The organism is Micromonospora sp. NPDC049139 (assembly GCF_055586845.1).
Window position 1 is genome coordinate 64,159 of record NZ_JBVJHK010000020.1, and the last position, 23,131, is coordinate 87,289.

A 23,131-nucleotide genomic window follows, 5' to 3' on the forward strand; every position below is an offset into this window, starting at 1 on the left:
GGGCCCGGACAGCGGTCGGCGTTGCCAAATTCCTTCAGCCTGAATAGGGGCGATGAAGGGTATCGACATAGATGCTCGTGACGATATAGCGTGCGCGTCACCAGTTCATCGGTCAGTCGGAACCCCTCCGCCCTCGCTGAAGGAGCCCCCATGAACGCGCCACGATCCGCCCGCCTGCGCCGCCGCAGGCTCCTGGGCATGTCGGCCCTGGCGGCCACCGCGGTGGTCGTCGCCGCCAAGCCCGCCGCGGCCAGCGCCGCGCCGATCGCCGCGCCGAAGGCCGAGTGCCTCGCCGACCTGTTCGGGGAGTCCTGATGGCCACCATTCCCTGGCTGGTGGACGTCCTGCGGGGGGCGGGCGTCCAGGTCGTCGTCGAGGGCGACTGGCTCAACCGGATGCGCCCGGGCGACTTCAACCCGATCGGCGTGCTGTGGCACCACACCGCCGCGACCTCCAGCGCCACCAACCCGCACCCGGCGCTCAACGTCTGCATCAACGGCCGGTCCGACCTGCCCGGCCCGCTCTGCCAGGCCCTGGTGGACTACCACGGCGTCTTCCACGTCATCTCCGCCGGCCGCTGCAACCACGCGGGCGTCAGCGGCGGCAGCGGGCCGATCCCGGCCGGGGACGGCAACACCCTCATGATCGGCTGGGAGATCGACTACAACGGGGTCAGCCAGCAGATGACGGCGGCGCAGTACAACGCGTCGATCGCCGCCACCGCGGCCGTGCTCAAGCGGCTGGGCCGGGACGCCAGCTACGCGCGCGGGCACCGGGAGACGAGCACCACCGGCAAGATCGACCCGTCGTTCATCGACCTGGACAAGATGCGCTCCGACGTCGCCGCGAAGATGGCGGGCGGCACCGCCTGGAGCTCCGTGGTGGACAACTCCACCGCCGGCCGGTTCACCGCCAGCTCCAGCTGGGGCACCTCGACGTACTCGGGCCAGCGCTACGGGGCCGACTACCGCTTCGCGGACCCGGTCGCCGCCAGCGACGCCGCCTGGTACAAGTTCAACGTCCCGGCGACCGCGAACTACCGGGTCGACGCCTGGTGGCCGGCCAACGCGGGCTACAACGCCGCGGCGCCGTACATCATCTCCACCACCACCGGCAACCGCACGGTCATCGTCGACCAGCGGATCACCGGCGGGCAGTGGCGCACGCTCGGCACCTTCACCCTGCCGGCCGGCGACGCCAACCGGGTCGCCGTCAGCCGGTGGAGCTCCGCCAGCGGTCTGGTCATCGCCGACGCCGTCCGACTCACCCGGGTCTGACCGTTCGACGGTACGTCGCGTAGGGCGGCTCCGGGTCACCGGAGCCGCCCTACGTTCGACAGCCGCCCAGTCGGTTCGTCGTTTCTCCGCGACCCGTCCACATCTCTGAAACCCCTGCGTAACGGCCCGGGGTATTGGGGAGATTGGTGAGGTTTGTCACGACCGGGCCGCGCGGTGGGCAGGTGATCCCCCGTGCAACGTGATGCGCCCGCCGAGGAATGTTTTGGAGTGGGACGATTGACTCTGGTGTGTGCCGATTGCGCCGAGTAGTGTCTTGCCTCCAACGCGTTCCGCACCCCTCCGGAGGCGTACACCACCATGGGTGGCTTCCCCCTGCGCATCCTCGTCGTCGGTGCGGGCATCGCCGGCCTGTCCGTGGCCCGGGCGCTGCGGATGGTGGGCCTCCGGCCCGACGTCACCGAGAAGCTGCCCCCGGGCGAGAACGCCGAGACCGGGCTCTACCTGCCCGGCAACGCCGCCCGGGCGCTGCGCCGGCTGGACCTCGACGGGCCGGTCCGCCCGCTCGGGCAGGTCATCCACCGCCAGCGGTTCCTCGACGCGGCCGGGGCGCCGCTGTGCGAGGTGGACCTCGACGCGCTCTGGGCCGGCGTCGGCGAGTGCCGGGCCCTGCCCCGGTCGGAACTGCACCGGGTGCTGCTCACCGGGGCCGGCGGCGCCGTCCGGCACGGCGCCGAGGTGCGCACCCTCGACCTGCTGCCGCGGTCGGTCGGCGTCACCTTCGTCGACGGCACCGCGACCGAGTACGACCTGGTGATCGGCGCCGACGGGCTGCGCTCCACCGTCCGTGCCCTCGCCGCGCTGGGCGGTCCGCCCCAGCCCGCCGGCCAGGTCGTCTACCGCAGCGTGGTGCGCGGCGGCCCCCGGCTCGCGGAGTGGACCGCCCTGCTCGGCCAGCGCGCCGGCTTCCTGGCCGTGCCGCTCGGCGCCGGGCGGCTGCACTGCTACGCCGACGAGGCCGGCACGGTCCCGCCGGCCGACCCGGTGGCCCGGCTGCGCGAGCTGTTCGGCGACTACGGCGGGCCGGTGCCGGAGGTGCTGGAGGCGCTGGACCGGGTGCACGTCGGGGTCACCGAGGAGGTGGAGCTGGGACGCTGGTCCCGGGGGCGGGTGCTGCTCGTCGGCGACGCCGCGCACGCCACCGCCCCGACGCTGTCCCAGGGCGCGGCGATGGCACTGGAGGACGCCGTCGTGCTCGCCGAGTCGCTCCGCGCGGCCGGCGGCGTCGAGGCCGCGCTGGCCGCGTACGAGAGTCGTCGTCGCCCCCGTACGCGATGGGTGCGGGACCGGACCCGCGACCGCAACCGGACCCGGGACGTGCCGCCGGCGCTGCGCGACCCGCTGCTGCGCGGGCGCGGCGGTCGGATCTTCGGCGAGCACTACCGACTGCTGCTCGGCCCGCTGTAGGTCGCGGCGAGCCGCCCACCAGAGCAGGTGGCGCAGGTTACCCGACCACCCCACGCGGCGCAGCCACCTGCCGGGGACTATCCTCCTTGCGGATGACGGCCCGCAGATAACCAGCGCGTGCCGAGCGGGACAACCCAGAACCGGAGGCCACTCGTGACCACCGTCGCACCCAAGCCGGTCGTGACCCGGCCCTGGCCGGTCCGAGCGCCGGTCAAGGGGTCGGCCATCGCGCGGCTGCTGCGGACCACGGACGCGAAGCAGATCGGGATCATGTACATGGTCACCGCGTTCGTGTTCTTCATGATCGGCGGCCTGATGGCCCTGATCATGCGGGCCGAGCTGGCCCGACCCGGGCTGCAGTTCCTGTCGCCCGAGCAGTACAACCAGCTCTTCACCATGCATGGCACCATCATGCTGCTGTTCTTCGCGACGCCGATCGTGTTCGCCTTCGCGAACTACGTGGTGCCGCTGCAGATCGGCGCGCCGGACGTGTCGTTCCCCCGGCTGAACAGCTTCGCCTACTGGCTGTTCCTCTTCGGCGGCTCGATGACGATGGTCGGCTTCATTACCCCGGGTGGCGCCGCCGACTTCGGCTGGACCGCCTACGCGCCGCTGAGCGGCGTCGAGCACTCCCCGGGCGTCGGCGCCAACCTGTGGGTGATCGGCCTGGTCATCTCCGGTCTGGGTTCGATCCTCGGCGCGGTCAACCTGATCACCACGATCCTGACCCTGCGCGCGCCGGGCATGACCATGTTCCGGATGCCGATCTTCACCTGGAACATGCTGGTCACCAGCCTCCTGGTGATCCTGGTCTTCCCGCTGCTGGCCGCCGCGCTCCTGGCGCTGGCCGCGGACCGCATCATGGGCGCCCACGTCTACGACCCCGCGACCGGCGGGCCGATGCTCTACCAGCACCTCTTCTGGTTCTTCGGCCACCCCGAGGTGTACATCATCGCGCTGCCGTTCTTCGGCATCGTCAGCGAGGTCATCCCGGTCTTCTCCCGTAAGCCGATCTTCGGCTACAAGGGCCTGGTCGCCGCGACCATCGCCATCGCCGGCCTGTCGATGAGCGTCTGGGCGCACCACATGTTCGCCACCGGCCAGGTGCTGCTGCCCTTCTTCAGCTTCCTGAGCTACCTGATCGCCGTGCCGACCGGTATGAAGTTCTTCAACTGGATCGGCACCATGTGGCGGGGCCAGGTCAGCTTCGAGACGCCGATGCTCTTCTCGCTCGGCTTCCTGGTGACCTTCCTCTTCGGTGGTCTCACCGGTGTGCTGCTCGCCAGCCCGCCGCTCGACTTCCACCTGCACGACTCGTACTTCGTGGTGGCGCACTTCCACTACGTGCTCTTCGGCACGATCGTGTTCGCCGTCTTCGCCGGCATCTACTTCTGGTTCCCGAAGATGTTCGGCCGGATGCTCGACGAGCGGCTGGGCAAGGTGCACTTCTGGCTGACCATGATCGGCTTCCACACCACGTTCCTGGTGCAGCACTGGCTGGGCAACGAGGGCATGCCGCGTCGGTACGCCGACTACCTGCCCGAGGACGGTTTCACCTTCCTGAACACGGTCTCCACGATCGGCGCGTTCCTCACCGGTATCTCGACGCTGCCGTTCATCTGGAACTGCTGGAAGTCGTACAAGGCCGGGCCGGTCGTCGAGGTCGACGACCCGTGGGGCCACGGCAACTCGCTGGAGTGGGCGACCACCTCGCCGCCTCCGCTGCGGAACTTCGACCGGATGCCGCGGATCCGCTCCGAGCGGCCCGCGTTCGACCTCAAGTTCCCCGAGCTGGCCGCCGGGCAGACGCTGGCCGGCCCGCCGGAGGGCGGCGCCAAGCCGCTGACCAGCGAGTCCGACGGCGGCGCGAGCTACCAGGAGGACGTCGCCTCCGACGTCGACCGCCGCTGACGCTCACGTACCACGTACGACGGGCGCCGCCCCCCACAAGGGGCGGCGCCCGTCGCCGTTGTCGGAGGTGACGTCGCCCGGTCGCCCTCCGACAGGGGCGCGGACAGCCGACCGGACAGCGGTACGGCTCGCAGCGCCCGCCCGACGGCTCGCAGCGCCCGCCCGACGGCTCGCAGCGCCGTCCGACGGCGGGACGGGACAGGCGGGCCGGGCCGCCGGCAGGCCGCATCGATCCACTGACGAGATCGAGGCGGCACCGGCCGGATGGACGTCAGGTGCGTCGACGCCGAGTTCGGCGCTGGCCGCCAGGCATCCGGTCCGACGGCCCGTAGCCGAAACCCGAGCCGCCCACACCGCCCACGGCAGGATCCCCGGCCCTCAGCCAACCGCGGCGCGATCTTGCACTTGCTGCCCCGGCGAAGCCGAACAAAGGGTCATATACCGAGGGACGAAAGTGCAAGATCGCCGGGCGAGGGACGGCGGCGAGGGCGAGGGTCAGGTGGTGGCGAGCGGGGCCAGGTCGGGCTCGGGGGTGGCCGGGGTAGTGGCGCGGCGGCGGCGCAGCTCGATCGGGAGCACGGCCAGCGCCACCAGCGCGCCGATCGCGCCGGTGACCGCGAAGCCCCAGGCCGGGGCGGAGGCGTCGATCACGGCGCCGGCGAGCGGGGCGCCCACCGCGATGCCGACGGTGACCGCCGAGCCGTGCAGGCCCATCGCCTCGCCGCGGACGGACGCGGGTACGAGCCGGCTCACCGCGTCGGCGGTGGCCGCGAGGGTCGGCGCGCAGAGCGCCCCGGCGGGGATCAGCGCCAGGCAGAGCAGCCACCAGTGCGCCCCGCCCAGCCCGACCGGGATGGTGCAGAGGCTGAGCGCGGCCATCAGGGCCAGGGGCGAGAAGGAGCGGCTGACGGCCCCGTACGCGAAGCCGCCGACCAGCGAGGCGACCGCCCACACGGCGAGTACGGCGCCCGTCCACCCGACGTCGCCGCTCTCCCGCAGCACGGCGACCACGGCCACGTCGGTGCCGCCGAGCACCAGCGTGCCGGCGGCGCTGATCGCCAGCACGGCGAGCAGCCGCGGGGTGAGCCACGCCCGACGGGGCACCCTCGGCTGCGGCCCGGTCGGCTCACCGCCGCCCCGGACGGGCGGGTTCAGCAGCCAGAACGCGATGCCGGAGGCGACGATCCCGGCGCCGACCAGGTAGAGGGTCGTCCGGGCGGAGATCGCGGTGACCGCCGCCACGGCCAGCGCCGGGCCGACCATGAACGACAGCTCCACCGACATCGAGTCCAGCGCGTACGCGGGGCGGCGCCGCTCCGGCGGCACCATCGCGGCGATGGACTGCCGGACGACCGAGAAGATCGGCAGGGCCAGCGAGCCGGCCAGGAACGCGGCCGGCAGCAGCAGCGGGTAGGGCAGCATCGGGGCGGTGGACCAGAAGAGCGCCTCGGCGATCCCGGTCAGCACGAGCACCGGCCGCAGGCCGCGCCGGTCGACCAGCCGGCCGAGCAGCGGGCCGCCGATGGCGGCGCCCACGGTGATGGCCGCGCCGACGAGACCGGCCGCCCCGTAGCCGCGCCCGAGGTCGAACACGACGTAGAACGTCAGGGTCACCCCGGTCGCGGTGAGCGGGACGCGGGCGAGCACCGACACCAGCAGCAACGACCGGAGACCGGGCAGGGCGAGCGCCTCCCGGTAAGGCTTCAGGTTCATGTCGGTGCGTACCTCCGCCGGACATCCTCGGCTCGGGGTACGACACCCGCCAACGATTTACCGCCTCATGCGGCCCTGATCACAGGCCGCCCGCGCATGGTGACCCCGGCGCCCTCCATGGCCCGCAGCGCCACGTCGGTGGTCTCCGGGGCGACGGCGGCGGTCAGGTCCAGCAGCACGGTGGTGGCGAAGCCCTCCCGGGCGGCGTCCAGGGCGGTGGCCCGGACGCAGTGGTCGGTGGCGATGCCGACCAGCTCGACCGTGTCCACCCCGTGCCGGCGCAGCCAGTCGGCCAGGCACTCGCCGTCGTCGGCGTGCCCATCGAAGCCCGAGTACGCCGCCGCGTGCTCGCCCTTGTGGAAGATCGCCTCGATCCGGTCGGTCGCCAGTTCGGGGTGGAACTCGGAGCCGGGCGTGCCCACCACGCAGTGCCGGGGCCAGGAGTCGACGAAGTCCGGCGGGTCGCCGAAGTGCGCGCCCGGGTCGACGTGGTAGTCCTTCGTCGCCACCACGCGGTCCCAGCGGTCCGGCTCGGCCGCGAGCAGTCGGGTGATGCCGGCCGCCACGCCGGCCCCGCCGCCCACGGCCAGCGAGCCGCCCTCGCAGAAGTCGTTCTGCACGTCCACGATGATCAGCGCGTTGCCCACCGGAGGGCTCCTTTCAGTCGGCCGGTACGACCGTGACGGGGATGGCGGGGTCACCGCCGGAGAGCTTCAGCCCCTCCCAGGGGATGGAGATGAGGCACTGCCGCAGGTGCTCCCGCGACTCGTCCAGGGTCGGCAGGTCCACCGGCTCGCCCCCGACCAGGAACGGCCGCTGGAGCAGCCGGTCGTTGGGCTGCCGGTCGGGCACGCCCTGCGGCACGATGACCTCCTCGGTGGCGGTGCCGGTCGGCTTGTGCCGGCGTACGGCCACCTTCCGGCCGCCGATGGTGCCCTTGCGCTCGGAGCGCTTGACCACCGCGCGGCCGTCGACCTCGACCAGCTTGTAGACGAGCCCGGCGGTGGGCGCGCCGGAGCCGGTGACGACGGCGGTGCCCGCGCCGTACATGTCGACGGGCTCGGCGGCGAGCGCGGCGATGGCGTACTCGTCGAGGTCGCCGGAGACGATGATCTTGGTCTCGGTGGCGCCGAGCGAGTCGAGCAGTTCGCGGGACTGCTGGGCGATGACGGCGAGGTCGCCCGAGTCGATCCGGACGGCCCGCAGGTCGGGCCCGGCCACCGCGATCGCGTTGCGGATGCCCTCACTGATGTCGTACGTGTCGACCAGCAGCGTGGTCTCCTTGCCGAACGTGGCGACCTGCGAGGCGAACGCGGCCCGCTCGTCGTCGTGCAGCAGGGTGAACGCGTGCGCGGCGGTGCCGGCGGTCGGGATGCCGTACCGCTGCCCGGCGGCGAGGTTGGAGGTGAACCGGAACCCGGCCAGGTACGCGGCCCGCGCCGCGGCCACGGCCGCCTCCTCGTGCGCCCGCCGGGAGCCCATCTCGATCAGCGTCCGGCCGCGGGCCGCGGTGACCATCCGCGCGGCGGCCGCCGCCACGGCGCTGTCGTAGTTCAGCACCGAGAGGACCAGCGTCTCCAGCACGACGCACTCGGCGAAGCCGCCGGTGACGGTGAGGATCGGCGAGCCGGGGAAGCACAGCTCGCCCTCGGCGTAGCCGTCGACGTCGCCGGTGAAGCGGTAGTCGCGCAGCCAGTCGGCGGCCCGCTCGTCGACCACCCCGGTGCGGCGCAGGAAGTCGATCTCGTCGGCGTCGAAGCGGAAGTCGCGGATCATCTCGACCAGCCGGCCGGTGCCGGCGACCACCCCGTAGCGGCGGCCGGCGGGCAGCCGGCGGTTGAACACCTCGAAGACGCAGCGGCGGTCGGCGGTGCCGTCCCGCAGGGCGGCACTGACCATCGTCAGCTCGTAGTGGTCGGTCAGCAGCGCGGGGCGAAGGGTGCTCACCGCCCCAGCCTAGAGTTCACTCCGGCAGGCCGCCCTCGTGGCCCGGGATCGCCCGCAGCGCGGCCCGCAGCTCGGCCCGGCCGGTCACGCCGAGCTTGCTGTAGATCCGTTGCAGGTGGTTCTCCACGGTGCGGGCGGAGAGATAGAGCCGCTCCGCGATGACCCGGCTGGTCACCCCGTCCGCCGCGAGCCGGGCCACCTGCCACTCGCGCTCGCTCAGCGCGGGCGCCCCGGCCTGCAACGCCGGCGTGCGGATCAGGTCGCAGCGGCCGAGCAGCGCGGCCAGGCGCTCCCGGGCCGCGCCCGCCGCCGGGGACCGCTGCCGGCGCAGCCGGTCCAGGGCGGCGGCGGCCGCCTCCGCCGCGTAGACGGCCAGGTCCAGCGCCTCGAAGCCGTCGGCCACCGCCAGCAGGTCGTCGGCGGAGCCCGCCGCGGCGGCCCGGGCGTGCCGGGCCAGGAGCGGCGGCAGCAGCCCGTCGACCCGTTCGGAGAGCTCCGCCAGCCGCTGTGCGACCGTGCGCCGGCTGCCGTCGGAACAGGTCGGGCCGATCGGGGCGGTCGCCCGGTCCAGCCGGACCAGATCGTGCAGCACGTGCACCTCGTGGCCGGCGAAGCCGTCCGCCCGGAGCCGGTCGGCAAGCTGGACGAGGTGCTTGGCGGCGCCGGGCACGTCGCCGCCGGCGGCGAGCACCGCGCCGCGCGCCTGCTCCAGCCACGGATACAGCACGACCATGCCCGGGGCGTGGGTGCGGTCGGCCTCCGCCATCGCCTCGGCCGCCTGCGCGGCGTCGCCGCGCAGGGCCGCCGCCTGGGCCCGTTCGGCCTGGGCCAGCCCGGCGTAGACCCGGCTGGTCGCGAGCACCGCGCACGCCTCGAGGCTGGTCCGCAGCGCCGCGTCGCTCTGGCCGCGAAGCCGGGCCGCGTACGCCTGGAGGATGGCCAGGTAGCCGGTGCCGAGCCGGAAGTCCCCGGCGCCGGCCAGGTCGGCGAACTCGTCGGCCACGATCGCGTCGATGCCGGGCAGGTCGCCGGCGAGCGCCAGCCGGGTGCCGCGGGCCAGCTCCAGGGCCAGTTGCAGGTACGGCATGTCGGCCCGCCAGCGGCCCGCCTCGGCCTGCACCTGGTCGATCGCGGCGGCGCTGCGGTGCAGCTGCCCCTGCGCCGCCTGGAGGTACGCGATGGTGCTGCGGGCCAGCTCCCGGGCGGAGACGCTGGCGGCCGGCCGGTCCAGCACCGTCTGCCCGAGCCGCAGCGCGAGGCCGGTGTCCAGCCGGTGCAGCCGCATGATGCCCTCGAAGGCCAGCACCCGGGCCTGGTCGGCGGAGTCCTCCAGCGTCGAGCCGCGGGCCGCGATCTCCTCCACCGTGGACTCCCGGCTCAGGCCCCAGTAGCCGACCATGCCCCGCACGGTCAGCCAGCGGCTGAGCCGCCGGTCGCCGCGGATCTCGGCGGAGACCGCGTCGAGGACCGCGATCGCCTCCTCCGGCCGGTCGGCGAACATCAGGATGGTGGCCAGCAGCTCCGCGGCGTCGAACCCGCCGCCGGCGTCGAGCGCCGCGCGGGCCAGCCGGGTCGCCAGCGGTACGTCGTAGCGGGCGAACGCCTGCCCGGCCGCGTCGAGCAGCAGGGTCGGGTCCTGGGCGGTACCGGAGTCGAGCCGCCAGACCGCCACCCGGAGCAGGTCGTCACGGCGCCGCTTGCCGATCTGCTCCAGCAGCTCGGCGAGGCGGGCCTCCAGGCGGCGGGTCCGGCTGACCGGGCAGCGGCGGCGCATCACCTCGCCGTAGAGCGGGTGCGCCAGCCGCACGTTGGCGCGCCGGTCGTCGCGCACCACGACGATCAGCCCGCGCTCCTCGGCGTACTCCACGTCTGCCGGGTCCACGGCCTGGTTGAGCAGGTGCAGGCCGAGCGGCTCGCCGAAGGCGACCAGCTCGACCACCGCGCGTACGCCCGGGGTGAGCTGCCCGATCCGGGTGTCGATCAGGTCGGTCAGGTTGGGCGCCAGCTCCAGCCGGCCGGTCCACTTCCAGATCCCGTACGTGCGGGTCAGCTCCCCGCGGTCGGCGGCGAACACCAGCTCGCGCAGCAGCAGCGGGTTGCCCGCCGAGAGCCGGCCCAGCCGGTCGGCGGAGGTGGCGTCGACCGGGCCGTCGAGGATCTCGGAGAGCAGCCGGGTGGTCTCGGCCGGTGCCAGCGGGTTCAGCTCGACGTGGTCGACGAGGTCGTCGGTCCACAGCGCACGGATGGGCAGCGGGAGCTGCTCGCTGTCGCGCAGCGTGCCGATGACCGTGGCGTTCTCCGCGCGGGCGACCAGGTGCACCAGCGCGGCCGAGGGCGGGTCGAGCAGGTGCGCGTCGTCGATCGCGAGGACGATCCGGCGGCCGGCCGCCTGCTGTTGCAGCACGTCCACCGCCCAGCGCAGGATGCCGGCGGGGGACAGGCCCTGCGGCTGCTCGGCGGGGAGCACCTGGACCAGCCCGCCGAACGGCAGCGCGGCGGTGGTGGCGCTGGCCGCGATCCACCACACCGCGTACCCGTCGCGGGGCAGCGCCGCCACCCCCTCGCGCAGCAGGCGGCTCTTGCCGATGCCGGCGCTCCCGCTGAAGAAGAGGCCCCGCCCCTCCGCGCCGGTCACCGCCGACAGCAGGCGGCTGAGCTCATCCCTCCTGCCGACGAAACTCCACCGACTCATCGAGGCAGCATATCCATCGAAATCCGTCCGCGCTCGCATCGTCACGCAGCGAAGTTGAGTAATCTCGTGATTACTCCTAAGTATCCGAGGTGTTCGGGCAGGGGCCCTGGTCGCCCGTAGTCTTTTCGCCATCCGGGGGGTGTGACCCGGACGATTCCACGCGGCCTGCCACCGCCGGTCGCCTGCCACGGGAGGCCGCCCTCGAATGAAGCCCGGTCCTCTCCCCGCGGTCGACGTGCCCGACGACACGGCCGGCGCCGCGAAGCTGCCCTACCGTGGTCCCCTGCCCACCAGGCTCGGGGTGACCGAGCCGGGGCCGGAGGAAACGCTGGCCGTCGTCGCCGTCGGCCCGGCCGGCGCGGGTCGGCCCGAGGTGCTCGCCGGCGTGCTCCGGCTGGATCCCGGCATGCTGGCCGTGCCGGCCGGGAGCTGGCTGGTGGTCCGGCACTCCCGGGTGCCGACCCGGGCCGCCTACGTGCCCGGCTACCGCCAGCCGCACGCGTACGGCGCCGACCTGCTGGCCGCCGGCCCGGCGCTGGCCCGTCCGCCGCGCCGCGTCGAGCTGAGCGTGCCCGAGCCGCTGCTGCGGCACTTCAGCCTCGTCGACACGCCGGACACGGGCGCCCTCGGGGCGGCCGGCACCCGGCTGCTGTTCGACGCCGCGGGCCGGGCCGGGGCGGTGCTCTTCGTCACCGCCGCCGACCAGGCCTTCACCGCCGTCGAGCTGAACCTGCTCGCCGAGGTGGCCCGTGCCCGCGTGGAGGTCTTCTTCGCGGTCACCCCGGGCGCGGCCGGCTGGGCGCCGGTGCCCGAGGTCCCGGCGGCGACGGAGGGCACGGGGGCGTCCGTCGCGCCGGTCGGGTCGGCTCCCGCGCCGGCCCCGGTGGACCCGGTCGCGGTCACCGTCGAGGCGCACCGGGCAGCCCTGCTCGCCGCCGTTCCGGGGCTCGCCCGCGCCCGCTGGTTCGCGGTCGCCGACGGCGACGGCGACGGGGCGGACCTGCGCCGGGCCCTGGTGGGCTGGGCCGCCGACGAGGGGCTGCGGCGGGCCAGCGCCGACCCGCCGGTGCTGCCCGGGGCACAGGGCCGGGTGCCGGTGGCCGCCGACCCGGGCGACTGGTCCGAGCGGCTCGACGGCCAGGCCCGCTCCTGGGCCCAGCGCATCCGCCAGCACCTCGCCCTGGAGTTGGCCAACACCCACCTGCGCGTGGTGCAGGAGATCGTCTTCGGCGTCGGCTGCGCCGGCCTGCCGCAGCTGCTCGACCGGGAGATGGAGGCGCTGTCACTGCTGGCCACCGCCCAGTGCGACCACGCGGTCCGCCGGCTCGTCGAGGAGGCCGCCGGCCGCGTCCTCGGCGCGCCGCTGTCCGCGGGCGTGCGCCGGCGCCTCTTCTTCGCGGTGCGCTGGGGGCTGGCCGACCACCGGGCCGGCCACGAGCTGGACCGCGTGCTGCTGGTGACCAGCACCGGCGGCGTGGCCGGGCTGACCGGTGCCGGCGCCACCGACGCGCTGGCGAGCTGCCCGGGCGCCGAGCGCGAGGAGGTGCTCCCGCCCGTCGCGGTGGCCCTCTCGGGCGCCTGCTGGCAGCACTGGCGCAGCCCCGGCAACCACGATCCCAACGCCGCCCGCGCCTGGGCACAGCGCGCACTGCGCGAGATCGAGCTGGAGCTGTCCCGGGAGGTGTCCCGGCGGATCGAGGTGGTCCGCCTCTCGCTGGACGGGGTGCTCTCCGATGCTGTCGACCACGGCATCCTGCTCGCCTGACGGCGACCGCGTCGTCCGCGCCGCCGGCCCCGCGCCGGGGCCGCCGCGGGCTGCCTCCGACGCGCCCGGCCAGGCCGGACGCGGTGTTCCACGACGGGCCGGCGTTCCGGTTCCTCGGTTCGCCGGATCCGGTGGCACGATGGGGGGCATGGCGGCTCCGCAGGTTGCACCGGTCGAGACGCCGGACACCGATGAGGTGCCGGCGTCCGACCGGCCGTGGGTGACGATCGTGTGGGACGACCCGGTCAACCTCATGACCTACGTGACCTGGGTGTTCCAGAAGCTCTTCGGCTACAGCCGGGAGAGGGCCGAGCAGCTCATGCTCGACGTGCACCACAAGGGGCGCGCCGTCGTCTCCAGCGGTGCCCGGGAGCGGATGGAGCACGACGCGTCGCAGCTGCACGCGTACGGGCTGTGGGCGACGGTGGACCGGTCGTGAGCATGTTCCGTCGCCAGGGCGACTGCTACGTCGCCACCTTCGCCGTCGACGAGGTCCGGGTGCTGCGCAAGGTCGCCTCCGAGGTGGTCGGCCTGCTCACCGACGGCTTCGACCACTCCGACCCGGTGGTCGGCCGGCTCTTCCCCGACGTCTACCCGGAGGACCCGTCCGGCACCGCCGAGTTCCGCCGCTACACCGAGGGCGACCTCAAGACCGGCAAGATCGACCAGGCCGGCGCGATCCTCGCCGCGCTGCCCGACTCCGCCGGCGGCGAGGTGCGCCTCGACGCGGAGGCGGCCGAGGCGTGGCTGCGGGCGCTCAACGACGCCCGGTTGGCGATGGGCGTGCGGCTGGAGATCAAGGACGGCACGGATCTCGGCGAGGAGCTCGACGACGCCGTCGCCGAGGATCCGACCTCCAGCCGGGTGTTCCAACTGTCGGTCTACGCATACCTCGGGTATCTCCAGGAGTCCCTGCTCAACGCCTTGATCGACTAGGGGTGACCGGCACCACCTTAAGCTGGTGCCCCGTACGCGTTAGGCTGGAGCACGTGCTGAGCATCGACCGGTCGATCGTCGACGCGATCGTCGCCCACGCGCGTCGGGACCACCCCGACGAGGCGTGCGGCGTGGTCGCCGGTCCCGCCGGCAGCGACACCCCCACCCGGCACATCCCGATGGACAACGCCGCCCGCTCCATGACGTTCTACGAGTTCGACTCGATGGAGCAGTTGCGGGTGTGGCGCGAGATGGACGACCGGGACGAGGAGCCCGTCGTCATCTACCACTCGCACACCGCCACGGAGGCCTATCCGTCCCGGACGGACATCTCCTTCGCCGGCGAGCCGGGCGCGCACTACCTGCTGGTCTCCACCCGGGAGCCCGACACGGAGGAGATCCGCTCGTTCCGGATCGTCGACGGCGTGGTGACCGAGGAGCCGGTGCGCATCCTCGACGCGGGGGTGGACCCGCACGCCGTGCAGTCCTACATGTTCGGGCAGAGCCCGGCGACGGTCGACTACGAGTGTTCCGGCCGCTGACCCAGCGCCGCACCACCCGTCCACGTCCCGTCACCTTCCGGCACACCCGATCATCACCGAGGAGCACGACATCATGGCCATCGAGGTTCGCATCCCCACCATCCTGCGCAGCTACACCGGCGGCGCGAAGGTCGTCGAGGGCGCCGGCGACACGCTCGGCGACCTGCTCGCCGACCTGGACTCCCGGCACGCCGGCCTCCGGGCCCGGCTGGTCACCGACACCGGGGCGCTGCACCGCTTCGTCAACGTCTACGTCAACGACGAGGACGTCCGCTTCCTCGGCGCGCTCGACGCCAAGCTCAACGACGGCGACAGCGTGACCATCCTGCCGGCCGTCGCCGGCGGCGCGTTCGGCTTCGCCGCCGCCGCGGCGATCGCCGGCCACCGCGCGTCCGTCGCCGCCGGCTGAGGCGGCCGCGATGACGCGGTACGACAGCCTCCTCGACGCCTGTGGGGGCACGCCCCTGGTGGGCCTGCCCCGGCTCTCTCCGACGGTGCCCGCGGGGGCGCCGCCGGTGCGGCTCTGGGCCAAGCTCGAGGACCGCAACCCGACCGGCAGCATCAAGGACCGGGCGGCCCTGTTCATGGTCCGTGCGGCCGAGGAGGCCGGCCGGCTCCGCCCGGGCGACACCATCCTCGAACCGACCAGCGGCAACACCGGCATCTCGCTGGCCATGGTGGCGAAGCTGCGCGGCTACCGGCTGGTCTGCGTGATGCCGGAGAACGTCTCGACCGAGCGGGTGCAGCTGCTCCGGATGTACGGCGCGGAGATCATCTTCTCGCCGGCCGCGGGCGGCTCGAACCAGGCGGTGGCCACGGCGAAGCAGATCGCGGCCGAGCACCCCGACTGGGTGATGCTCTTCCAGTACGGCAACGAGGCCAACGCCCGGGCGCACTACGAGACCACCGGCCCCGAGCTGCTGCACGACCTGCCCACCATCACGCACTTCGTGGCCGGCCTCGGCACCACCGGGACGCTCATGGGCACCGGGCGCTACCTGCGCGAGAAGGTCGACGGGATCCAGGTCGTCGCGGCCGAGCCACGGTACGGCGAGCTGGTCTACGGGCTGCGCAACATCGACGAGGGGTACGTCCCGGAGCTCTACGACGCCACCGTGCTGTCCCGGCGCTTCTCCGTCGGCACGCGGGACGCCGTGCTGCGGACCCGGCAGCTGGTGGAGGTCGAGGGTGTCTTCGCGGGCTTCTCCACCGGCGCGATCCTGCACGCCGCCCTGGCGGTGGCGCACGAGGCGGTCCGCGACGGCCGCCGCGCCGACGTGGCGTTCGTGGTCGCCGACGGCGGCTGGAAATACCTCTCCACCGGCGCGTACGGCGGCACCCTCGCCGACGCCGAGGCGGCGCTGGAGGGTCAGCTCTGGGCCTGAGGACGTCGCCGCAGGGTCACCGTCAGGCGCGGTGGCCCTGCGGGCGGCTGCCGGCCGCGGTGGGCGCCCTGCTCACTCAGCGCTACCGTCGGATCTCGGCTCGTCACGCATCGGTCGCGGGTGGCGCGGCGGGCCCGGGGCGGGTGTCACGTTGGTGACAACTTCCTGTGGATGATTCTTGCCGCCCCGCGTGCCGGCGTAGGCTGCGCAGCGTGGCGCACGCGTCGGTAAAGATCATCGAGAGAGCGACCGTCGGCGCGATCGCTACGCAGCGTGACAGCGAGATCGCTCGATGCGCCTGACTGTGCTGGGCTGTGCCGGCAGTTTTCCCGGCCCCGAGTCCCCCTGCTCTGCCTACCTGGTCGAGGCGGACGGCTTCCGACTCCTGGTCGACTTCGGCTCCGGGTCGCTGTCCAACCTTCAGCGCTACGCCGGGCTGCACGCCCCCGACGCCATCCTGCTGACCCACCTGCACTGCGACCACATCCTCGACGCCGCGTCCTACGTGGTGGTCCGCCGCTACGCCCCGGACGGCCCCTACCCGCCGCTGCCGGTCTACGCGCCGTCCGGCGCGCCCGACCGGCTGGCGGCCGCGTACGGGCAGGAGGACAGCACGGTCGAGGACGTCTACCAGTTCTACGCCCTCCAGCCCGGCACCTTCCCCATCGGCCCGTTCAGCGTCACCGTCGACCGGGTCAACCACCCCGTCGAGACGTACGGCGTCCGGCTGGAGCACGGCGGCCGGGTGCTCTGCTACTCCTCGGACACCGCGCCCTGCGACGCGCTGCTCCGGCTCGCCCAGGACGCCGACGTCTTCCTCTGCGAGGCGAGCTACCTCGACGGCGTGGACAACCCGCCGGACCTGCACCTGACCGGCCGGGAGGCCGGCGAGGCGGCGACCAAGGCGGGCGTCGGCCGGCTGCTGCTGACCCACCTCGTGGCCGCCTGGGGCAGCGAGGCGATGACCGTGGAGGCGGCCGGGGCGGCGTACGCAGGGCCGCTCGAGGTGGTCCGCGCCGGCGCGACGTACGACGTCTGAGCCGCGCCGGCGTACCGGGGGCCTCGGAAACGGGACCGTCCGCCTAGGATCTCGCCGGTGAGCAACTCCCCCGTCCAGCCGGCCGGCTGGCAGCCCCACCCGCCGACCCCTCCGACGGGTCCGCCCGGCGCGCCGTACCCGCCCGGCCCGTTCCCGCAAGGCGCGCCGTCGCCCGCCGCCGGTCCGGTTCCCGGGCCCGCGCCGTTCGCCGCCGGACCGTACCCGCCGGCCGGTCAGCCCGTCGCATACCCGGCGGCGACCACCTTCCCGCCGGCCGCGCCCGCCCCGGCGCCGCCGCGCCGCTCCACCGGGCTGCGGGTGTTCTTCGTGGTGCTCGCCGGGCTGCTCGCGATGGGCCTCTGCGCCGGCGGCGGCATCGCGGGGTACGTGGGCTGGTGGGCGCCCCGGCAGGACATGGCGGAGCGGCGGGCGATCTTCGCGGACTGGGGGCGGCCGCACAGCTTCACCTCGGACGGGCTCGTCGAGGGCGACGACGCGACGCTGCAGGTGTACCGGTTCACCTGCCCGCAGGGGCGGTGCCCGGTGGACCTCGGCGAACGGGTGCACGAGTGGCTCGTCGCGGCCGGCGCGCAGGACGCGAAGATCGAGGACGTGACGCGCTGCGTGGCGAACGGCTTCCAGTACGGCGGCCCCACCTGCACGTGGACGTGGCGGGTGAAGGCGTGCCGGGCGACGGCGACGACGACCGGGCTGGACAAGGTGCCGGTCGGCTGGGACCGGCCGCTCGTGCTCAACGTCCGCATCCGTGAGTGCGACTGAGGAGGGACGCGCTCACGGCGGGCACCGGGCACCCCGCAACGGGCCGGCCATCGCACCGCATAGGGTGCAGGCATGGCACGACCTGACGGGCGGCGACCCGACGAACTCCGACCTGTGACGCTGACCCGGGGCTGGAGCACCCATCCGGAGGGCTCGGTGCTCGTGGAGTTCGGCGACACCCGGGTGCTCTGCACCGCCAGCGTGACCGAGGGGGTGCCCCGCTGGCGCAAGGGCTCCGGGCTCGGCTGGGTCACCGCCGAGTACGCGATGCTGCCCCGCGCCACCAACACCCGCTCCGACCGGGAGAGCGTGAAGGGGCGCGTCGGCGGGCGTACGCACGAGATCTCCCGGCTGATCGGCCGGAGCCTGCGGGCGTCGATCGACCTGAAGGCGCTCGGCGAGAACTCCATCGTGCTCGACTGCGACGTGCTCCAGGCCGACGGCGGCACCCGGACCGCGGCGATCACCGGCGCGTACGTGGCGCTGCACGACGCGGTGACCTGGCTGGCGGGGCGCAAGGCGCTGGCCGGCAAGCCGGAGAAGGTGATGCACCGCTCGGTGGCGGCCGTCAGCGTCGGGGTCATCGCCGGCGAGCCTCGGCTGGACCTCAACTACGCCGAGGACGTGACCGCCGAGGTCGACATGAACGTGGTCTGCACCGGTGCCGGGGAGTTCGTCGAGGTGCAGGGCACCGGGGAGGCGGGCGTGTTCGCCCGCGAGCAGCTCGACGCCCTGCTCGACCTGGCCGTCGCCGGCTGCGTGGAACTGGCCGAAGCCCAGCGGAAGGCTCTCGAGCCGTGAGCGCGAGGAGTGAGCTTGCGAGCCCCGCAGCCGCGAACAAAGGTGAGGTCCGGTGAGCGCGAGGAGTGAGCTTGCGAGCCCCGCAGTCGCGAACAAAGGTGAGGTCTGATGAACAAGGTGCTGCTCGCCACCCGTAACCGCAAGAAGCTCATCGAGCTGCAGCGCATCCTCGACGGCGCGCTCGGCGCGCACCGCGTCGCCCTGGTCGGCCTGGACGACGTCGAGGCATATCCGGAGCTGCCGGAGACCGGCCTCACCTTCGGCGAGAACGCCCTGATCAAGGCGCGGGAGGGCTGCCGGCGCACCGGCATGCCGACGATCGCCGACGACTCCGGCCTCGCCGTCGACGCGTTGAACGGCATGCCGGGGGTGTTCAGCGCCCGCTGGGCCGGCCGGCACGGCGACGACCAGGCCAACCTCCAGCTGGTGCTGGACCAGATCGCGGACCTCGGCGACGAGCACCGGGGGGCCTCCTTCGTCTGCACGGTGGCGCTGGTGCTGCCCGGCGGCAAGGAGCACCTGGTCGACGGCCGGCAGACCGGTCGGCTGCTGCGCTCGCCGCGGGGCGACGGCGGCTTCGGCTACGACCCGATCTTCCTCGGCGACGGGCAGGAGCGGACCAACGCCGAGCTGACGCCGCAGGAGAAGGACGCGGTCAGCCACCGCGGCAAGGCGCTGCGCGAGCTGGCCAAGCTGGTGGCGAAGGTGCTGCCCCCGGCCACCGCCTGAACGCCGACGGGCGGGCCGCCGGCCCGCCCGTCCGTCCGTTCCCCGGGTTCAGGCGAGGGGGCCGGTCTCGCGCTCGATGGCGGCGCGCAGCTCGGGCCCGGCCACCACGGCCCGGGCGGCCTCCATCAGCGGGGCGAGGAACACGTCCGGCCCCGGCTCCCCGGCGATCCCGCCGAGGGCCGCGACGGCCGCCCGACCGGCCGGCGACGGGTCGAGCGGGGCGCGCAGCTGGAGACCGCGTACGGCGGCGAGCAGCTCGACCGCGAGCAGGCTGGTCAGGTTGTCCAGCACGGTGCGCAGCTTCTTGGCCGCCGCCCAGCCCATCGAGACGTGGTCCTCCTGCATGCCGCTGGTGGGCAGCGAGTCCACCGAGGCGGGCGCGGCGAGCCGACGGTTCTCCGCGACGATCCCGGCCGCCGTGTACTGGGCGATCATCAGCCCGGAGTTGACCCCGGCGTCGGGGGAGAGGAACGCCGGCAGCTCCCGGGACCGGGTGACGTCGAGCAGCCGGTCGACCCGACGCTCGGCGATCGCGCCGACCTCGGCGGCGGCGATGGCCAGGAAGTCCGCGCCGAAGCCGAGGGGCGCGCCGTGGAAGTTGCCGGTCGACTCGACGCGGCCGTCCGGCAGCACCACCGGGTTGTCGACCACCGAGACCAGTTCCCGGTCGGCCACCGTGCGGACGAAGTCCAGCGTGTCCCGGGCCGCCCCGGCCACCTGGGGGGCGCAGCGCATCGAGTACGCGTCCTGCACGGCGTGGGCCAGGTCGTCGCGGTGCGAGTCCATCACCCGGGAGTCCTGGAGCAGCCGGTGGATGTTCGCCGCCGAGGCCGACTGCCCGGGGTGCGGCCGGATGGCGTGCAACTCCGGCAGGAACGGCCGCTCCGAGCCGAGCATCGCCTCGATCGCGAGGGCGGCGGTGACGTCGGCCATGGTGAACAGGTGCGCGGCGTCGTGGATCGCCAGCAGCAGCATGCCGAGCATGCCGTCGGTGCCGTTGATCAGCGCCAGCCCCTCCTTGGCGGCCAGCTCGACCGGCTGCAGACCGGCCCGGCGCAGCGCGTCGGCGGCGGGGATCCGCTCGCCGGCGGGGCCCAGCACCCAGCCCTCGCCGAGCAGCACCAGCGCGCAGTGCGCCAGCGGCGCCAGGTCGCCGGAGGCGCCCAGCGAGCCGTGCTCCGGCACCCACGGCGTCACGTCGTGGTTGAGCAGGTCGACCAGCGCCTCGGCGACCAGCGGCCGGACCCCGGAGCGGCCGAGCGCCAGCGAGCGGACCCGCAGCAGCATCATCGCCCGCACCACCTCGCGCGGCATCGGCGCGCCCACCCCGGCGGCGTGCGAGCGGATCAGCGCGTGCTGGAGCTCGGCCCGCCGTTCCGGCGCGACGAACGTGTTGGCGAGGGCCCCGAAGCCGGTGGAGACGCCGTAGACCGGCCGGCCGGCGGCCTCGATGCCGTCCACGATGGACCGGCTGGCGGTCATCGCGTCCACGGCGGCCGGGTCGAGCACGACCTTGGCGGTGCCGCGCGCCACGGCGAGCACGTCGGCGGGGGAGATCCCGGTGGGCAGAATGGAAACAGACGTCATTGCGGCACTCCGTTGTGCAGGACCTGGCGGATCAGTGGCACACCGGGCCGGTAGGCCAGGTGCAGGTGGGACGGGGCGTCGAGGATCATCAGGTCGGCCCGGGCCCCGGGCCTGAGCACCCCGACGTCGTCGCGGCGCAGCGCCCGCGCGCCGCCGGCGGTCGCGGCCCAGACGGCCTCCGCCGGGGTCATCCGCATCTCGCGTACGGCGAGCGCCACGCAGAACGGCATCGACGAGGTGTACGACGAGCCGGGGTTGCAGTCGGTCGCCAGCGCCACGGTGACGCCGGCGTCGAGCAACCGGCGGGCGTCCGGGTACGGCGAGCGGGTGGAGAACTCGGCGCCCGGCAGCAGGGTCGCCACGGTGGCGGTGTGCCCGCCCTCGGCGCACATGCAGTCGACCCGGCTGGAGGCCAGCGCGTCGACGTCGGCGTCGGTCAGGTGGGTGCAGTGGTCGACGCTCGCCGCGCCCAGCTCGACGCCGAGCTGGACGCCCGGCCCCGGGCCGAGCTGGTTGGCGTGCACCCGTACGCCCAGCCCGACGGCCTGGCCGCAGGTCAGGATCGCCCGGGTGTGGTCGGCGTCGAAGGCGCCCCGCTCGCAGAACACGTCGATCCAGCGCGCGTGCGGGGCGGCGGCGGCCAGCATCGGCCCGCAGACCAGGCCCACGTAGTCGTCGGGACGGTCGGCGTACTCGGCGGGGACCACGTGGGCGCCGAGGAAGGTGGTCTCCTCGCTGACCTCGGCGGCGATCGCCAGGGAGCGGGCCTCGTCGGCGACGGTGAGCCCGTACCCGCTCTTGATCTCGATGGTGGTGGTGCCCTGCCGCATCGCCTCGTCGCGCAGCCGGCGCACGGTGGCCCGCAGTTCGTCGTCGGAGGCGGCCCGGGTGGCGCCGACCGTGGTCCGGATGCCGCCGCCGGTGTACGGCTGCCCGGCCATCCGGGCCGCGAACTCGGCGGCCCGGTCACCGGCGAAGACCAGGTGGGCGTGGCTGTCCACGAAGCCGGGGAGCACCGCGGCGCCCCCGGCGTCGACGCGCCGGTCGGCGGCCGGCGCGTCGCGGGCCGGCCCGATCCAGGCCACCCGCCCCTCCTCGACCAGGAGGGCGACGTCGCGGCGGATGCCCAGCGGGCCGCCCTCGCCGCCGCCGTCGTTGGTCACCAGCTCGCCGATGTCGTCGACCAGCAGACTGCTCAAGACGTCACCTCCTCGATGGCCGCGGCCAGCTCGGCCGGCACGTCGACCGTCAGGTGGCGGCCGTCGCGTACCACCACCCGGCCGTCCACCACGACCTGCGCGACGTCCGCGGCGCCCGCCGCGAACCAGGCCCCCACCGGCGGTACGCCGGCCGTGCGCGGGCTGTCCAGCCGTACCGTCACCAGGTCGGCGCGGGCTCCCACGGCGATCCGCCCGGCGTCGCGCCAGCCCAGCGCGGCATGACCGCCCACGGTGGCCGCGTCGCGCAGCTCGGCGGGGCTGAAGTGGCCACGCTGGCGGGTACGCAGCCGCTCGTCCAGTTCGACCGCGCGGGCCTCCTCGAAGAGGTCGACCACGGCGTGGCTGTCGCTGCCCAGGCTGAGCGGCAGCCCGACGTCGGCCATCCGCCGGGCCGGGCCGATCCCGTCGGCCAGGTCCCGCTCCGTGGTCGGGCAGAGGCAGACGCCGGTGCCGGCGTCGCCGAGCAGCGTGAGGTCGCCGCTGGTCAGGTGGGTGGCGTGCACGGCCGTGGTGTGCGGGCCGAGCGCCCCGTGGTCGGCGAGCAGCCGGGTCGGGGTGTGGCCGTGCACGGCCCGGCAGGCGTCGTTCTCGGCGGGCTGCTCGGACAGGTGCACGTGCAGGGGCGCGCCCCGCCGGTCCGCCCACCCGGCCACGGTGGCGAGCTGCCCGGCCGGCACGGCGCGCACCGAGTGGATCGCGGCGCCCACCCGGGCGTGGTCGCCGGTGGGCGTGAACGCGGCGACCCGCTCCGCCCAGCGCAGCGCGTCGCCGTCGCCGAACCTCCGCTGCGGCCCGGTGAGCGGCTGCCCGTCGACGGTGGCGGTGAGGTAGCAGGTGTCCAGCAGGGTGATCCGGATCCCGGCGTGCGCGGCGGCCTCGACCAGCGCCCCGCCCATCGCGTTCGGGTCGGCGTACGGGGTGCCGTCCGGGTTGTGGTGCAGGTAGTGGAACTCGCCCACGCAGGTGATGCCGGCCAGCGCCATCTCGGCGTAGACCGCCCGGGCCAGGGCCAGGTACGAGTCCGGGTCCAGGCGGGCGGCGACCGCGTACATCCGGTCGCGCCAGGTCCAGAAGTCGCCGCGCCCGCCGTGGGTACGCCCGCGCAGCGCCCGGTGGAAGGCGTGCGAGTGCGCGTTCGCGAGCCCGGGCAGGGTCAGCCCGGGCAGCCGCTCGGCGTCGCCGAGCACCTCCACGCCGGCGGGTGGGTCGCTCCCGGCAGTCAACGGCGTGACGCCCGTGATCCGCCCGTCGGCCGTCTCGATCAGCACGTCGGCGGTCGGTTCGGCGTGGTCGGGCAGCCAGGCGTACTCGGCCAGCCAGCGGGTCGCGGTCATCTCGTTCGCCCCCTGTCGAGCTGCCCCGTCCATGAGACCACCAGCCCC

General features: G+C 74.2%; 21 protein-coding genes. 14 read left to right on the forward strand and 7 right to left on the reverse strand.

Annotated features, from left to right (window positions below; translation table 11 throughout):
• Nucleotides 1-150 precede the first annotated feature (150 nt).
• The 4 genes from ACZ6Q9_RS27640 to ctaD all read left to right on the forward strand — a co-directional run bounded on the left by ACZ6Q9_RS27640 (nucleotide 151) and on the right by ctaD (nucleotide 4,613).
• Nucleotides 151-315: a hypothetical protein gene (locus ACZ6Q9_RS27640; protein ID WP_396830152.1), complete on the forward strand. Its 165-nt coding sequence runs from the start codon at nucleotides 151-153 to the stop codon at nucleotides 313-315.
• Nucleotides 315-1,277, forward strand: coding sequence for a golvesin C-terminal-like domain-containing protein (locus ACZ6Q9_RS27645; RefSeq protein WP_396830153.1), 963 nt, complete (start codon nucleotides 315-317; stop codon nucleotides 1,275-1,277). The genes ACZ6Q9_RS27640 and ACZ6Q9_RS27645 overlap by 1 nt, the downstream gene beginning before the upstream one ends.
• Before the next feature lie 318 nt (nucleotides 1,278-1,595).
• Complete coding sequence (locus tag ACZ6Q9_RS27650) at nucleotides 1,596-2,702, forward strand: FAD-dependent monooxygenase (RefSeq protein ID WP_393259075.1); 1,107 nt, start codon at nucleotides 1,596-1,598, stop codon at nucleotides 2,700-2,702.
• A 153-nt stretch (nucleotides 2,703-2,855) separates the two neighbouring features.
• The gene (ctaD, locus tag ACZ6Q9_RS27655; protein WP_393259076.1) at nucleotides 2,856-4,613 is read left to right on the forward strand and encodes an aa3-type cytochrome oxidase subunit I; all 1,758 of its coding nucleotides are present in this window, start codon (nucleotides 2,856-2,858) and stop codon (nucleotides 4,611-4,613) included.
• Nucleotides 4,614-5,108: 495 nt separating this feature from the next.
• Here ctaD and ACZ6Q9_RS27660 read toward each other — a convergent pair whose 3' ends face one another.
• From ACZ6Q9_RS27660 to ACZ6Q9_RS27675, 4 genes are all read right to left on the reverse strand, one after another.
• Nucleotides 5,109-6,326 (reverse strand): MFS transporter, encoded by a 1,218-nt coding sequence (locus tag ACZ6Q9_RS27660; RefSeq protein ID WP_396830154.1) that lies wholly within the window; start codon nucleotides 6,324-6,326, stop codon nucleotides 5,109-5,111.
• Nucleotides 6,327-6,391: 65 nt separating this feature from the next.
• A complete protein-coding gene (locus ACZ6Q9_RS27665) occupies nucleotides 6,392-6,973 on the reverse strand; it encodes an isochorismatase family protein (RefSeq protein ID WP_396830155.1) in 582 nt (193 codons plus the stop codon).
• 13 nt (nucleotides 6,974-6,986) lie between these two features.
• Nucleotides 6,987-8,273, reverse strand: coding sequence for a nicotinate phosphoribosyltransferase (locus tag ACZ6Q9_RS27670; protein ID WP_393456065.1), 1,287 nt, complete (start codon nucleotides 8,271-8,273; stop codon nucleotides 6,987-6,989).
• A gap of 16 nt (nucleotides 8,274-8,289) precedes the next feature.
• A complete protein-coding gene (locus ACZ6Q9_RS27675) occupies nucleotides 8,290-10,965 on the reverse strand; it encodes a helix-turn-helix transcriptional regulator (protein ID WP_396830156.1) in 2,676 nt (891 codons plus the stop codon).
• A 205-nt stretch (nucleotides 10,966-11,170) separates the two neighbouring features.
• Between ACZ6Q9_RS27675 and ACZ6Q9_RS27680 the strand changes: the two genes are divergently transcribed.
• The 10 genes from ACZ6Q9_RS27680 to rdgB all read left to right on the forward strand — a co-directional run bounded on the left by ACZ6Q9_RS27680 (nucleotide 11,171) and on the right by rdgB (nucleotide 18,942).
• On the forward strand, nucleotides 11,171-12,730 hold the full coding sequence (locus ACZ6Q9_RS27680) for a hypothetical protein (protein ID WP_396830157.1): 1,560 nt from the start codon (nucleotides 11,171-11,173) through the stop codon (nucleotides 12,728-12,730).
• A gap of 148 nt (nucleotides 12,731-12,878) precedes the next feature.
• A complete protein-coding gene (clpS, locus tag ACZ6Q9_RS27685) occupies nucleotides 12,879-13,169 on the forward strand; it encodes an ATP-dependent Clp protease adapter ClpS (RefSeq protein WP_350702872.1) in 291 nt (96 codons plus the stop codon).
• Between the two features lie 2 nt (nucleotides 13,170-13,171).
• Nucleotides 13,172-13,666 (forward strand): DUF2017 domain-containing protein, encoded by a 495-nt coding sequence (locus ACZ6Q9_RS27690; RefSeq protein ID WP_393259232.1) that lies wholly within the window; start codon nucleotides 13,172-13,174, stop codon nucleotides 13,664-13,666.
• Between the two features lie 53 nt (nucleotides 13,667-13,719).
• Complete coding sequence (locus ACZ6Q9_RS27695) at nucleotides 13,720-14,208, forward strand: M67 family metallopeptidase (protein WP_350676806.1); 489 nt, start codon at nucleotides 13,720-13,722, stop codon at nucleotides 14,206-14,208.
• A gap of 73 nt (nucleotides 14,209-14,281) precedes the next feature.
• Entirely contained in the window at nucleotides 14,282-14,617 is a 336-nt protein-coding gene (locus tag ACZ6Q9_RS27700) for a MoaD family protein (protein ID WP_350702868.1), read from the forward strand.
• Nucleotides 14,618-14,627: 10 nt separating this feature from the next.
• Nucleotides 14,628-15,593, forward strand: a complete 966-nt coding sequence (locus ACZ6Q9_RS27705) for a PLP-dependent cysteine synthase family protein (RefSeq protein ID WP_357698468.1) — start codon at nucleotides 14,628-14,630, stop codon at nucleotides 15,591-15,593.
• Nucleotides 15,594-15,885: 292 nt separating this feature from the next.
• Nucleotides 15,886-16,632 (forward strand): MBL fold metallo-hydrolase, encoded by a 747-nt coding sequence (locus ACZ6Q9_RS27710; protein ID WP_393456074.1) that lies wholly within the window; start codon nucleotides 15,886-15,888, stop codon nucleotides 16,630-16,632.
• Nucleotides 16,633-16,689: 57 nt separating this feature from the next.
• The gene (locus ACZ6Q9_RS27715) at nucleotides 16,690-17,412 is read left to right on the forward strand and encodes a hypothetical protein (RefSeq protein ID WP_396830158.1); all 723 of its coding nucleotides are present in this window, start codon (nucleotides 16,690-16,692) and stop codon (nucleotides 17,410-17,412) included.
• Nucleotides 17,413-17,484: 72 nt separating this feature from the next.
• On the forward strand, nucleotides 17,485-18,213 hold the full coding sequence (gene rph / locus ACZ6Q9_RS27720) for a ribonuclease PH (RefSeq protein ID WP_396830159.1): 729 nt from the start codon (nucleotides 17,485-17,487) through the stop codon (nucleotides 18,211-18,213).
• Nucleotides 18,214-18,321: 108 nt separating this feature from the next.
• The gene (gene rdgB, locus ACZ6Q9_RS27725) at nucleotides 18,322-18,942 is read left to right on the forward strand and encodes an RdgB/HAM1 family non-canonical purine NTP pyrophosphatase (protein WP_393259091.1); all 621 of its coding nucleotides are present in this window, start codon (nucleotides 18,322-18,324) and stop codon (nucleotides 18,940-18,942) included.
• Between the two features lie 48 nt (nucleotides 18,943-18,990).
• Here rdgB and hutH read toward each other — a convergent pair whose 3' ends face one another.
• The 3 genes from hutH to ACZ6Q9_RS27740 are packed head-to-tail and all read right to left on the reverse strand — an operon-like array spanning nucleotide 18,991 to nucleotide 23,083.
• On the reverse strand, nucleotides 18,991-20,529 hold the full coding sequence (hutH, locus tag ACZ6Q9_RS27730) for a histidine ammonia-lyase (protein WP_393259092.1): 1,539 nt from the start codon (nucleotides 20,527-20,529) through the stop codon (nucleotides 18,991-18,993).
• The gene (gene hutI / locus ACZ6Q9_RS27735) at nucleotides 20,526-21,728 is read right to left on the reverse strand and encodes an imidazolonepropionase (protein WP_393259093.1); all 1,203 of its coding nucleotides are present in this window, start codon (nucleotides 21,726-21,728) and stop codon (nucleotides 20,526-20,528) included. The genes hutH and hutI overlap by 4 nt, the downstream gene beginning before the upstream one ends.
• Complete coding sequence (locus ACZ6Q9_RS27740; protein WP_396830160.1) at nucleotides 21,725-23,083, reverse strand: formimidoylglutamate deiminase; 1,359 nt, start codon at nucleotides 23,081-23,083, stop codon at nucleotides 21,725-21,727. Before ACZ6Q9_RS27740 ends, hutI begins: the two co-directional genes overlap by 4 nt.
• Nucleotides 23,084-23,131 lie beyond the last annotated feature (48 nt).